Origin of the sequence: Mammaliicoccus sciuri (assembly GCF_025561425.1) — a bacterium.
Classification (GTDB): domain Bacteria; phylum Bacillota; class Bacilli; order Staphylococcales; family Staphylococcaceae; genus Mammaliicoccus; species Mammaliicoccus sciuri_A.
Window position 1 is genome coordinate 1,509,055 of record NZ_CP094824.1, and the last position, 14,984, is coordinate 1,524,038.

8 protein-coding genes and 1 pseudogene are annotated in these 14,984 nt (G+C 34.3%); 8 read left to right on the forward strand and 1 reads right to left on the reverse strand.

Features of this window, described 5'->3' with window-relative positions; genetic code table 11:
* Positions 1 to 160: 160 nt before the first annotated feature.
* Positions 161 to 3,589 carry a dynamin family protein gene (locus MUA60_RS07855; protein ID WP_262647791.1) on the forward strand — a complete coding sequence of 1,143 codons (3,429 nt, stop codon included), beginning with the start codon at positions 161 to 163 and terminating at the stop codon, positions 3,587 to 3,589.
* An 11-nt stretch (positions 3,590 to 3,600) separates the two neighbouring features.
* Positions 3,601 to 4,485 carry a 5'-3' exonuclease gene (locus MUA60_RS07860; protein ID WP_262647792.1) on the forward strand — a complete coding sequence of 295 codons (885 nt, stop codon included), beginning with the start codon at positions 3,601 to 3,603 and terminating at the stop codon, positions 4,483 to 4,485.
* Between the two features lie 42 nt (positions 4,486 to 4,527).
* Here MUA60_RS07860 and MUA60_RS07865 read toward each other — a convergent pair whose 3' ends face one another.
* Positions 4,528 to 4,926 carry a ribonuclease HI family protein gene (locus MUA60_RS07865; protein WP_262650602.1) on the reverse strand — a complete coding sequence of 133 codons (399 nt, stop codon included), beginning with the start codon at positions 4,924 to 4,926 and terminating at the stop codon, positions 4,528 to 4,530.
* Positions 4,927 to 5,378: 452 nt separating this feature from the next.
* On the opposite strand from MUA60_RS07865, the gene MUA60_RS07870 reads away from it, so the two are divergent.
* The 6 genes and pseudogenes from MUA60_RS07870 (at position 5,379) to MUA60_RS07890 (ending at position 14,977) form a co-directional block, all read left to right on the forward strand.
* On the forward strand, positions 5,379 to 8,153 hold the full coding sequence (locus tag MUA60_RS07870) for an MSCRAMM family adhesin SdrC (protein WP_262647793.1): 2,775 nt from the start codon (positions 5,379 to 5,381) through the stop codon (positions 8,151 to 8,153).
* 47 nt (positions 8,154 to 8,200) lie between these two features.
* Complete coding sequence (locus MUA60_RS07875) at positions 8,201 to 8,557, forward strand: helix-turn-helix domain-containing protein (protein WP_262647794.1); 357 nt, start codon at positions 8,201 to 8,203, stop codon at positions 8,555 to 8,557.
* A 9-nt stretch (positions 8,558 to 8,566) separates the two neighbouring features.
* Complete coding sequence (locus MUA60_RS07880; RefSeq protein WP_262647795.1) at positions 8,567 to 8,737, forward strand: hypothetical protein; 171 nt, start codon at positions 8,567 to 8,569, stop codon at positions 8,735 to 8,737.
* Positions 8,738 to 8,745: 8 nt separating this feature from the next.
* The gene (locus MUA60_RS07885; protein ID WP_262650532.1) at positions 8,746 to 9,609 is read left to right on the forward strand and encodes an IS3 family transposase; all 864 of its coding nucleotides are present in this window, start codon (positions 8,746 to 8,748) and stop codon (positions 9,607 to 9,609) included.
* Positions 9,610 to 9,739: 130 nt separating this feature from the next.
* A pseudogene (locus tag MUA60_RS15550) lies at positions 9,740 to 9,865 on the forward strand (G5 domain-containing protein); the annotation flags it as partial.
* Between the two features lie 33 nt (positions 9,866 to 9,898).
* Positions 9,899 to 14,977, forward strand: a complete 5,079-nt coding sequence (locus MUA60_RS07890; protein WP_262647796.1) for a Rib/alpha-like domain-containing protein — start codon at positions 9,899 to 9,901, stop codon at positions 14,975 to 14,977.
* The last annotated feature ends 7 nt before the right edge of the window (positions 14,978 to 14,984 follow it).

A 14,984-nucleotide genomic window follows, 5' to 3' on the forward strand; every position in this document is an offset into this window, starting at 1 on the left:
GGTCATCAGTCTTCTTGTTTAGGTCATTATTTTGGACTGTCATTTTATTCATCCTTTCTTATATTCTCTTCATTATTTATAATAGAATAGAGATTAAAAAATTAATGTGATGTAAATCACACTATTTAAATTATTTGTGTGAAAATAAAGGGGAATTAAAATGGATCGTAATCAAGCATCATTAGATTTACTTTATAAATTAAAAAAAGAAATTGAAAAGTCATCTAACCAACCATTAATTAAACAAATCAATGAAATGATTAAAAAAATATATAACGAACAATATACAGTGAGTTTTGTCGGACATTTTTCAGCAGGGAAATCTACATTAATTAACAATGTTATCGGACAAAATATATTACCAAGTTCTCCTGTTCCAACGACAAGCAACACAGCACAACTGATTTCTTCAGATAAAAACAGCATTTCCGTTAATTTAAACAACAATCAATATACAGTTGTAGATAATCAAGAAGATGTTAAAAGGCTTAATACCGAAGATGGAAAAGTGGAATCTATTGAAATTGAATTTACATCAGATAAATTCAATAAAGGCTTTACTTTCCAAGATACGCCTGGTGTCGATTCAATGAGTGACAATCATAGAGAAAGTGCTTTTCAATATTTGCTGACATCTAATTATGTATTTTATACAGTAGACTATAACCATGTGCAGTCGGATATGAATTTTAATTTTATTAAATCATTAAACAAGTTGGATATTCCGGTTATATTGGTAGTCAACCAAGTCGACAAACATGACGAAGATGAAATCTCATTTGATACTTATAAAAATCGTGTCAACAAAGCCGTTACAGATTGGAAACTGAATTTAGAGAAGATATTTTATGTTTCTAAATATGATACGCCTAACAATGAGAAGCAGTTATTTAATCAATATATCCATCAGCTTGATCAACAACGATCAGAACACCAAATATTTATAGACCGTGTGACGAATTACATTAAACAAGAACAGCTGAAATATATTAATCAACATATGGAAACGATTCTTTCTGATATTGATTCTACTGAAGAAACGTTCGATGACGATTATCAAGCATACAAAGAGAAATTCAATGTCCAAAGTGAACAATCATTAATTCAAGATAAAGATCAGTTCACTTCAAATTTAAAAGAAAAGCGCAAAGAAATTTTAGATAACGCTTATTTGATGCCATATGAAATGCGAGAAACGATTCGTCACTATTTAGAAACAACAGCTAAGGACTACAAAGTGAAAGGGCTATTTAATAAAGATAAAAAGAAAGCGATGATTCAAGATGAAACGCTTGAACAAGTGAAAGAAGCTTTAGACATCAAAATTCACGATGAAATTACAAAAGTATGGATTAAATCATTAGAGAACTTAAACAAATACATTCAAGATGCGGACTTATTCGAGAAAATCATCAACCAGCAATATACGATTAGTAAAGAAGAATTAAGTGGTCACGTACAAGAACAAACGTCCATTACAAATGATTACGTGTTGACTTATTCTAAAGGCATTACAGAAATGATTAATCGAAAAATACGCAATGAAACAAATCAATTAATAGAAGAAATCGTTAATTCGAGTGAAGTGCATAACGAGTCTAATGAAGAAACGAATCAATTAAATGAATATGAAACATATGTTGAATTTAAGAATTTAAAAACATCACTTATCACAAACAATTATCAACATTATTATATTCATCTTGATGAATCTATCGATAAATTAATAGATAGACATTTTATTCATATAAATGACCTGGACCTAGAAGATAAGAAAGAAACGAAACAACAATACAAAGAAGTTCAAACAGAACATCAAGAAAATAATCTGCAACAACTTAAAAATCAAATCAATCATTTAAAGAAACTGCCTTTATTTGAAGGTGAAGTTCATAATATCGAAAGCCAAGTCGAAAGAATAGAGCATAACATCACAAAGATTGCTGTATTCGGAACATTTAGTGCAGGAAAGAGTAGTTTAATTAATGCTATTTTACAAAAGCCCGTGCTGCTAAGTTCACCAAATCCTACAACAGCAAGTATTACTGAAATCAGCTACGGTACTGAACAAGAAGTAACTTTTAAGACTTATGAGCAATTATTAGAAGAGATTAATCATATAACAGAGTACGCCAATAAACAGTACTCAACAATTGAATCGTTTATTGACGATAAAGAGATTAAACAACATCCTTCATTATCTAGTAATCATTTAGCATTCTTTGAAGCAATCGAGACGAACTTTAACCATTACAAAGATATCTTAAAAGAAGGCAAATCTGTCACATTCGATATAGAAGAATTAGAAAAGTTAACAGCTGATGATACACATGCTGCATTTGTATACAAAATTAATTTAAGACTTGAAGAAGCATGGTTAAAAGACAAGATTATAATCGATTCACCAGGACTTAATTCTAACAACCAAAGACATACGAGAGAGACAGAACAAATCATTGCATCAAGTGACTTAATTATTTATGTGAGTTATTATAATCACGCCTTTACTGATAAAGACGGTGAATTCTTAACATACATGCGTGATATGAATAATTTACAACAATCACAAGGTTTGAAATTTGTCATTAACGCCATTGATTTAGCAGAATCTGAAGAAGATAAAAAAGCTGTTATATCTTACGTAGAATCATCATTAGATGCATTGAACATCAAACCAGAATGTTATCCAGTTTCAAGTAAACAAGCACTGAAATCACATGATGACGAGTTCAAACGTCTTATGGACGATTTAGATCACTTTGTTAAAGTTGAAAGTAAACAAGTTCTAAAGTCACAAGTAGAATCTAGAATTAAACAACTGACGAATGAATTAGAACAAATGGTGCATACGTATAGACAAGATAAAGCACAACTTGAAAAGAGAAAGTCAACTTTACTCAGTTATAAAGATAAACAGAACTTCACTAATCAAATTGTGATTAAATCACATCATCAACTAGAAAAAGAAATTCATGATCAACTGTATTACTTGAAAGACAGATTGAATATACAATTAAATGATATCGTCAAAAAACATTTCAATACATCTACTGTTACGGATCAATTTAAACAATCTCTACAAATGAGTACGAAATATTATGTAGATGATTTAAACCAGAAATTAAGTTTAGAAAGTTCACTTATCGTAGAAAGATTGAAGAATTTTTATGCGAGAATATTTGATGATTTATTAACACCAACAATTGTTGAATTAAATGATGCTTCTATTTTAATCTCTAAGTTTAAACATGACTTTGAAAATGAAATCAATCCAGAACCAATCAGCATTCACGTTCAAGATATTGTGAAACAAACAATCAGTTCGGTGAGTAAGAAAGATTTAATTAAGACATCTAAAGTAAAAGAAACACAAAATGCAATTTTAAATGATACAATGAAGCTTATCGACCATCCAATCGTGACGTTTAATGAAGCGTTAACTAAAAATTTGGCACATTATGATACAATAGGTGAGTCGTACATCGATCAGTATAATGAAGAGACGATTCATCTCATTGAAGATTACTTATCTGTAAATATTGATAATGATGTCATAGAAAAAATCGAAAACGTCTTAAAAGAGATATAAAGGAGCACAATATGAGTAACAAAATATTATTAATAGATGGTATGGCTTTATTATTTAGACATTTTTATGCTACAAGCATTCATAAACAATTTATGAGAGATTCTAAAGGAATTCCTACGAATGCTGTACAAGGATTTATTAGACATTCTTATACAGTGATCAATGATATTAAACCGACACACGTTGCCGTATGTTGGGATATGGGATCTAAGACTTTCAGAAATGATATGTTTGAAGCATATAAGTCAAATAGAGTTGCACCACCTGAAGAAATGATTCCACAATTTGACCGAGCGAAAGAAATCGCTGAGAAATTAGGACTACTCAATTTAGGTATTACGAATTATGAAGCGGATGATGTCATCGGGACAATTAGTAAACGCGCTCAAGAAAAAGGACATGAAACATATGTCGTGAGTGGTGACCGTGACTTATTACAATGTATTAATACAGATGTGGATATATGGCTGACGAAAAAAGGATTCAATATTTACAACAAATATGATATTCATAAGTTTAGAGAAGAGTATGGTTTAGAGCCACATCAATTAATTGATGTTAAAGCATTTATGGGTGACACAGCTGATGGTTATCCAGGTGTTAAAGGTATCGGTGAGAAAACAGCGATTAAATTGATACAACAATATCAATCTGTTGAAAATGTTCTTGAAAACATTAATGAATTAACAGCAGGTCAACAAAAGAAAATCATCACATATCGAGATGACTTAGCTATGTCGAAACAACTTGCTCAAATTCATACAGATGTACCATTAGAAACAGAAGATTTACTGAATCAAATGACATATCATCATGAAATCGAACAATCAATCGAAATCTGTAATGAGCACGAATTATTCGTATCAAGTAAATATTTAACAACAAACTTCTTATAATTAAACACAAAAAGCATATCACGCGCCGTCGTGATATGCTTTTTATTTATGCTTTAATTGTTTTCTTAAGGCAGTTTGTGCCAATTGATTCGCTTCTTTATTTTGAGCTCTTGGAATCCACTTAACAAATATTAAATCAAATTGACGTTCTAATTCTTTAAATAGCTCGAAGTAGGGTTTGAACGTAGGATTTTTGACATAATCTTTATCAATACTATCTTCAATTAATTTCGAATCTGTATAAATCAACGCATTACCAACTTCTAATTCAATCGCATGTTGAATAGAGAAGATTAACGCTTCCCATTCAGCACGATGATTATCCATTTCACCTAGGGATGACGTAAAATGATGTCTCGCATCATCCGTAATAATGACGCATGCACAACAACTCTCTCCAGGATTACCTTTAGAAGCGGCGTCAAAATATATTTGTGGCATTTCAATCAACTCTTTCAAATTATTTACCTTCTCATCTAATTTACACGAACGATAAACAGACTTCAATAAATGGTTATAATATCTTTATTTCAGACTTAATAATTCTTCATCAAAATTGTACATAATATTACAAGTTGTAAAAATAGTATATATAATTTATAGAGTTAGTTATAAATAGTATTTGAAATCGACATTAAAAATGATATACTAATTCAGAACGAAATATATTTTTGTTCATATCTTATGTGTGAATAATCTTAACGGAGGGAGAGTTAGTTTCGCACGACCATTCACATATTAATAGTGTGCACTTCACTCATATATCTGAGATTCATTAAATAGAATATATATTGAACACATTACTAATGAGATAGAGACAAAATAGTAACGGAAGAAACTCAGCCATGAGTAAAGTTGCCTTTTATGAAATTTTATAGTAAAGGGGCTTGCTAATGGATAAGCAACGGAAATTACAGAAGTTTAGTATCCGTAATTACACAGTAGGAACGTGTTCGATACTGATTGGTACGCTTATATTCTTAGGCTTACCAACTCATGATGCTTTTGCATCTGAAAATGTAATTCAAAAACATGCACAAGAAGAAAAAGCAGAAGGCAAATCAACAGATCCAGTTGAAGAAGCATCTGCAATTGAAGAAACATCATCAAATGTAGAAGAAACTAAAGAAATCGGTACAGCTGAAATACCAGCAGAACAACCACAAGAAGAAGCAACTACCGAAGCACCTGCAGTTGATGAAACAACACAAGATACAACAACTATCGAAGAATCAACAACAGAAGATAAATCAACTACAGAAGAAGCATCAACAGAAGAAGCAACAAAAGTTGATACAGTAGCACCAGAAGCTGATAAAGTTGAAACTGCTGAAAAAGCAGAACAACCAAAAGCTGAATCAACAGAAGTAGCTAAAGAAGAAACAATTACAGAAGCAGCAACAGAAACTGCAGAACCAGCAGTTAATACTGTAGATGCAGTACAACCAGCAAGTGTTGAAGAAACACCTGCAGTAGATACACCAACAGTAGAAGCAACAGTTACAAATACAATTTCTGATGTAGATACAAGCAGCGTGTCATCTAAATCACTTGAAGACATTGTTAATGATCAAAACAAAGACAAAGTCGAAGCAACAACATTAGAACAACCTTCAAGACAAGCACCAAGATCAGGTGAAAGTTACAGCAGTGTATTTCGAGCAGCAGAACTTCAAACACGTAATGTAAGTAACTGGGTTGAGTACTTTAGAGCACTTGAAGACAGAAATGTTGGAACAATCAATTTCACTCAAAATATCTCAATGCCTGCAGCTACAAGAGGACCAGCAGGTGCTAAATTTAACCATATTACATTAAGTAACAATCCAAGAGCGATAACTGTTAACTTAAATAGTCACGTATTCGATGCACAAGATAACTTCATCGAAGTACCTGCAAATGGTAAAAACCAACCAGCTTGGAGTTTCACATTTAATAATGGTGAAATCAGAACAGCTAGTATCAGTAACAATGAACTTAATGGTGATAATAAGGGTTTTATCATGTTTAAAAACGGCTCACATGATAATGTTCTTAACTTAAGAAACATTACACATACTGGTGGAACATTAATTAATGACGAAAAATTAGAAGTTAACTTACTAGAAACTTTCACAAGTCATAACAATGGCCAAAGTGGTAAAGATAAAAACATTACAATCGGTGCAAATGTTATTAAATCATCTCAGAATAGTATCATCAACATGGACATGAATACTAAAGGAAAATTATTCCAAGTCTATGGTGATAATAAAGAAATGAATAACGCTAGAAAATACCTTAACGGTAACCTTTCATTTGGTCATCACTCAACAGTTAATTTAAACACATCTTCTGAAAATCCATGGGACCAGGATTATGCACATACTATTTTCTCTACAAGTGGAAAAGGTGTACGTATTGTTTTAGGTGACGACAGTAATATTAATTTAACAGGTCAAAATATCTTTGACTATGGTGCTGATAATGGTATGTTAAATACAGGTAAACGTACTATAGTTACAATTAATCAAAAAGGTAATGGTAACATTTTAGATATGCAGAGTGCTTCTGTATTTAATATTGAACAAGATGCTGTATTCAATGCAAAATCGGATTCGAAACGCAATGCTGGTACTACGGGTAGAAACGGCAATCTAATTGGTTTAAATTCAAACTCAGAAATTAACGTTTTAAATAATGCAGTATTTAAAGTAAATGCAATCAATCACCAATTAGGCGGTCAAAGTAAAGATAATGCCGTTCTTGTAATGCCTGCATCTGGTGCTACCAAAGCTAGAATCAATTTGAAAGAAAATTCAACATTCGATATAAAATCTGACAACCCAGATTATGGTTCTGAACTAGTTAGATTTGTCAATATTGGTGGTGGCGATGATGAAAGAGGTATTTTCATTGATGGTACTGTTAAATACCTTAACTTACAACGTACAGGTGTCGTAACAGGTGGCGAAGCTGGTACAACTACTCATCCAAAAGACAATGTTGCTTTAATGCAAGGTCAAATTGGTAAGCAAAATATGATTAAATGGACTGGTAACCATCAAGTTAGAGCTTGGGATGCACGTGAATATAGTGGAAAAGGTCATTATGATTCAGACATTGAAAGTAATGTTTCACATGTTTGGGATAACGTAACTAGTTTTTCTACTAGAATAAACGGAACACATTCTGACTTAAGTTCAATATCACATGATGACAAATTTACAACTGAATACACTACTCCAGGATATGGTGAGGAAAAATCAATTAAAACGCTAGACTTAGGTAAGAGTCAACGTTTTGTATTGATTGTTAACACTATTGAGGAAGTTTCAGTACCTAGACTAGTTAAATACCAAGCACAACCTGATGAAACTAAGGCTTTTAAAGAAGAAACAGTTATCAAAGAAGGTAAAGATGATGTTCAATACACATTTACAAACCGTGTAACTGGTGAATCAGATACTAGATATGTTAAAGATACTGATAAACCTGTTGAAAAAGTCGTTGGTATAAATAACGTTGAAGTTGCAGACGAGACTACACCTTTTGAAACAATTTATCGTGCTAATCCTAATAAGTTAGTTACAGATGCACCAACAACTGTTCAAGAAGGACAAAACGGTACATCTAAAACTAAAAAGACATATGTAGTTAATCCAGAAACGGGTGAATTATTGATGTGAACCCAAATATTTGAACTAAACAAATCAAAATATTGGGGTGCATTCTAATGAGGAAAAAATATGAATTTAAATTCAAACTAAAACTTGTAAAAGAATATTTAGAAGGACATCAAAGTTATAGAACAATTGCTTTAAAATATGGTATTTCAAGTTGGTCTGTCCTTCGGATTTGGGTCAATCAATATAAAGAGTTTGGAGAAGAAGGTTTAGAAATAAAAAGTAGAAATACTGTTTATACTAGCGAATTTAAATTATCTGTTTTAAAATTTAGACAAGAAAATATGTTATCTTATCAAGATACTGCGAATCACTTTAGAATTATTAATCCTATTATCATTGCCAATTGGCAACATCAATTTGATGAAAAGTGTCGTCTTGATATAGATAATAAACAAAAGGGATGATCTCACACTATGACTAAAAAACGATCTAAATCAGATAATAAAAATTTACCTTTAAATGAAAATGAACGTGAAGAACTTGAAAGACTTAGAAATGAAAATGAGACGTTAAAGGCAGGTATAGCTTATCAAAAAAAGTTACAAGCCTTGACCGACATTTACGGAAGCAAAAATCAGAAATAGTAAAGGTCATTAAGGAACTAAATGAAACATATAATATACGATTAAGTATCTTATTTAAAGTCGCTCAAATAGCTAAATCTGTATACTATTATTGGATAAATAAATTTAGTAAAGCTGATAAAGATGAAACATTGATTCAAGTAATAAAAGAAATATGTGAAGAATCAAACCATACCTATGGTTATCGTCGTGTTACACAAGCACTAAGAAATAGAGGTCTTATCGTAAATCATAAAAAAGTACTAAGAATTATGAAAGAACATAATCTAACTTGTACAAAGTTCACACATAGAGGTCGTAAGTATCGTTCCTTTAAAGGTAAAGTTGGTAAAGTAGCTCAAAATATATTAAATCGTAGATTTAAAACAAGTCTCCCATTTCAAAAAGTCGTAACAGATATTACAGAGTTCAAATTAATGAATGGTCAGAAATTATATTTATCACCTTTTATGGACTTATATAGTTCAGAGATTATCAGCTTTAAAATCTCAAGTCGTCCTACATTAGATATAGTCATCAATCCATTAAAAGAAATGATAAAGCGTCGTCCAAACCTAGATCATCGTTTAACGATTCATTCAGATCAAGGCTGGCATTATCAACATTCACAATACACTAGATTATTAAAAGACCATAAAATATTTCAGAGTATGTCTAGAAAAGGTAATTGTCTAGATAATTCAGTTATGGAAAACTTTTTTGGGTTACTTAAACAAGAAATGTATTATGGCCAAGAATTTAAAGATTTTCAGGACCTTGAACAAGCTATTCATCGATATATCGATTTTTATAATAACGAAAGAATCAAATCAAAATTAAAAGGCTTATCTCCCAAAAATTACAGGAGACAAACCTTTGAAATAATATACTAATTAAGGTTTAGATTTTTGGGTTCAGTACATATCAAACCCTACTAGTGAAGTAATTAGTAGTACACCTAAACAAGATAAGATTGTTGAAGTTGGTGCTAAAGAAGTATCAACTGCAGAAATTCCTGTTGAAATTGAATATAGAAACAATCCAGATTTAGCTGCTGGTACTGAGAAAGTTGTAGACCCAGGTCAAGCTGGTACTAAAACTATTACAAAAGTTTACAATATTGATCCTAATACTGGTGAAAAAACTACAGTAGAAAGTACTCAAGAAAACATAACAACGCCAATGCGTAAGAAAATTGTTGAGCGAGGTTCTGGAACTAACGCTAGTCTTAACAATCCAGGATACAGTAATAAACCAACAGAAACGAAACCTGGTAAAGCTGTAGATGTGCCACAAACTGGTGATACTGATCTACCTCCTGGTACAACTTATGAAATTCCTGAAGGTGCTAATATTCCTGCAGGTTGGACTGCTACAGTTGATCCTAATACTGATGTAGCAACTGTTACAACTCCGGCTGACGCAACTCCTGGAACTAAAGCGGATATTCCAGTTAAAGTTAAATATCCTGATGGTTCTTCTGATGATACATCTGTTCCAGTTAAAGTAGAGAAAAATGATGCTCAAAATAATGAGCCAAACTACGGTGATCAACCTGTTCCTACTAAACCTGGTAAAGCTGTAGATGTACCACAAACTGGTGATACTGATCTACCTCCTGGTACAACTTATGAAATTCCCGAAGGTGCTGATATTCCTGCAGGTTGGACTGCTACAGTTGATCCTAACACTGGTGTAGTAACTGTTACACCTGCGGCTGATGCAAATAATGGAGATAAAGCTGATATTCCAGTTAAAGTTAAGTATCCAGATGGTTCTTCTGACGATACTTCTGTTCCAGTAAAAGTAGTTTCAAACCAAGCTAATGATCATACTCCTGGATATGAAGATACTGAAACTACTCCAGGTAATACTATTAAATTACCACAAAAAGGTGATAGCACTTTACCACCTAAAACAAAATTTGAAATTCCTAATGGTAGTGTTCCTGACGGTTGGGATGTTCAAGTTGACCCTAATACTGGTGAGTTAACTGTAACAACTCCAGCTAATGCTAATGGTGATGAAATAGAGCCTATTGAAGTTTTAGTTAAGTACCCAGATGGTACTTCTGAAGTAACTAGAGTTGCGGTTTCAGTAGTAAAACCTGACAGTGAAATTTTCGAACCAAGTTATGGAGGAGAACCAGTTCCTGTTAAACGCGGTACATCTATTGATATTCCTTTAACTGAGCGTGATTATCCTGAAGGTACTAAGTTTGAGATACCTAAAAATGATCTTCCAACAGGTTATACTGCTACAGTTGATCCATTGACAGGTGCTGTTACTGTTACACCTTCATCAGAAACACCAGTTGGAGACAAAAAAGACATACCAGTTTTAGTTAAATATCCAGATGGTTCTTCTGAAATAATACCTGCCAGGGTGATAGTAGAAGATAACAATAGCAATTCAGCTACTGACAGTTCTTCTGATTCTGCTACAGATAGTAGTTCAGCTACTGACAGTTCTTCAGACTCTAATTCAAATAGTGGTTCTGACATGAACTCTGATTCTAACAACGATTCTGGTTCTAACACAGATAGCAGCTCTGATAGCCAATCTGATAAAGATTCTGGTTCTGCTACTGATAGTAACTCAGCTACAGATAGTAGTTCTGATTCTAACAATGACTCAGGTTCTAATACAGACAGCAGTTCTGATAGTAACTCAACTTCAGATAGCAACACTGACAGCAGCTCTGATTCTGATTCAGACAAAGATACTGATGGAGATGGTACACCTGATAAAGATGACAAAGACATCGATGGTGACGGCATAAGTAATGAAGACGAAAAAGTTATTGGTACTGATCCAAACAACCCAGATACTGATGGTAATGGTGTGAGTGATGGTGACGAAGACCATGATAGCGATGGTATTCCTAATAAAGATGAGTCTGATCCATCTTCAGATAAACCAACTGACAAAGATGGTGACGGTAAACCTGACATCACAACTCCGAAGGATACTGATGGCGATGGTACACCTGATAAAGATGACAACGACATCGACGGTGATGGCGTAAGCAACGAAGACGAAAAAGTTATCGGTACTGACCCTACAAACCCTGACACTGATCACGATGGTAAACCAGATGGTGATGAAGATCATGATGGTGACGGTATTCCTAATAAGGATGAATCTGATCCAAATTCTGATAAACCAACTGATAAAGATGGCGATGGTAAACCTGATATTGATACACCTAAAGACACTGATGGCGACGGCATCCCAGATAAAGATGACACTGACATCGATGGTGATGGTGTAAACAATGAAGATGAAAAAGTTATCGGTACTGATCCAACAAATCCTGATACTGACGGTAATGGTGTGAGTGATGGTGACGAGGATTACGATAGCGATGATATTCCTAACAAAGAGGAATCTAATCCAACATTAGACAAACCAACGGATGAAGATGGTGACGGTAAACCTGATATCTCAACTCCGAAAGATACTGATGGTGATGGTACGCCTGATAAAGAGGATACTGACTTCGATGGTGATGGTATCAACAACGAAGATGAGAAATTAATTGGTACTAATCCATACAATCCTGATACTGATAATGACGGCATTTCTGATGGTGACGAAGATCACGATGATGATGGTGACGGTAAACCTGATATCACAACGCCTCAAGATACTGACGGTGATGGTATCCAAGATAATGATGATCGCGATATCGATGGTGACGGTGTTAACAACGATGACGAAGAACTTATCGGCACTGATCCATATGAACCTGATACAGACGGTGATGGAGTAAGTGATGGTGACGAAGATTACGATAGTGATGGTATACCTAACAAAGATGAGTCTAATCCAACATTAGATGGACCAACTGATAAAGATGGTGACGGTAAACCTGACATCACAACACCTAAAGACACTGATGGTGACGGTATTCCTGATAAAGAAGATACTGACATCGATGGTGATGGTGTAAACAACGAAGATGAAAAAGCTATTGGTACTAATCCGAATAATCCTGATACTGACCATGATGGTATTCCTGATGGTGATGAAGATCACGATGGTGCCGGTATTCCTAACAAAGATGAATCTGATCCTAAATCTGATAAACCAACAGATAAAGACGGTGACGGTAAACCTGCCATCTCAACTCCGAAAGATACTGACGGAGATGGCATACCAGATAAAGATGATACAGATATCGATGGAGACGGCGTTAACAACGAAGATGAAAAACTTATCGGTACTGATCCTACTAACCCAGACACTGACGGTAATGGTAAGAATGATGGTGACGAGGACTTTGATAGTGATGGATACCCTAACAAAGATGAATCTGATCCTAAATCTGATAAACCAACAGATGAAAATGGTGATGGTAAACCTGATATTACAACTCCAGATGATACTGATGGAGATGGCGTTCTTGACAAAGATGATCCAGACATCGACGGCGACGGCGTTAACAACGAAGATGAAATGCTTATCGGTTCTGATCCGTTAGATTCAGATACTAATGGTGATGGTGTAAATGATGGAGACGAAGATTTCGATGGTGACGGTGTTCCTAACAAAGACGAATCTGATCCAAATTCATTTGAAATAACTGATAAAGATAGTGACGGTAAACCTGACATCACAACTCCAAAAGATACTGATGGAGATGGCATTCCTGATGGTGAAGACGACGACATCGATGGTGACGGCGTTAACAACGAGGATGAAAAACTTATCGGTACTGATCCAACTAACCCAGACACTGACGGTAATGGTACAAGTGATGGAGATGAAGACCACGATAAAGATGGTATTCCTAACAAAGACGAATCTGATCCTACATCAGATGAAGTGACTGATAAAGATGGTGATGGTAAACCTGATATCACTACTCCTAAAGACACTGATGGTGACGGTAAACCTGATATCACTACACCTAAGGATAATAAGGGAGATAGTAGTTCTGACATAGACTCTAACAGCAGTTCTAATACAGACAGCAGCTCTGATAGTAATTCAACTTCAGATAGTAACACTGATAGCAGTTCTGACTCTACAACTGATAGCAATTCAGCTACTGACAGTTCTTCAGACTCAGATTCTAACTCTAACAGCGGTTCTGACATGAACTCTGACTCTAACAATGATTCTGGTTCTAATACAGATAGCAGCTCTGATAGTAACTCTACTTCAGATGACAACAGCTCTTCTGACTCAGACTCTAACTCTAATAGTGGATCTGACATGAACTCTGATTCTAATACAGACAGCAGCTCTGACAGTAACTTTACTTCAGATGACAACAGTACATCTGACTCAGACTCTAATTCAGTTTCTGATTCAAACAGTACTTCTGATAGTGACAGTAATTCAAGCTCAACTTCAGATAGCAACACTGATAGTAGTTCTGACTCTAACAGTACTTCAAATTCTAGCTCTGATTCTGATTCAGACAAAGATACTGATGGAGATGGAATCCCAGATAAAGATGACAACGACATCGATGGTGATGGTGTAAGCAATAAAGATGAAGAGTTAATTGGTACTGACCCAACTAAAGCTGATACTGATGGAAATGGAATTCCTGATGGTGACGAAGACTTTGACAAAGATGGTATTCCTAATAAAGATGAATCTGATCCTAAGTCAAATACACCAACAGATAAAGACGGTGACGGTAAACCAGATATTACTATACCTAGTCAAGCTGCTTCAAATGACCCTGGATATGGTGATAGCTCAACTCCAGTTAAACCTGGTACTGAAGCTAAAATACCTCAAACTGGTGATAAAGAATTACCACCTGGTACGAAGTTTGACGTTCCAGCTGACAAAGTTCCAAGTGGTTGGACTGTAACTGTAGACCCTAATTCTGGCGACATTACAGTTGTTCCACCGAAAGATGTAACACCTGGTACTATGGTTGATATTCCAGTAACTGTTACTTACCCTGATGGTTCTAAACAAACTGTAACTGTTGGTGTTGTAGTTGAAAAAGCTTCTGATAACACAGATGCTGGTTCTAGCAATATGGATGGTATGGATAGCAAAGCTGCTGATCATGCTGGACATATGGCACAAAATGAACAACAACAAAGCACTAATGGTATGGAAAGTTCTAAAGATAACATGATGAATAAAGATAGCAAAGAACAAGCAAAAGTATTACCAGACACTGGTGAAACACCTGCTGAAAATGCTACTTTATTCGGAAGCTTATTCGCAGGACTTGGCTCATTATTCTTATTCGGTCGTCGTAAAAAACAAGAAGAAGAACAATAAAATATAA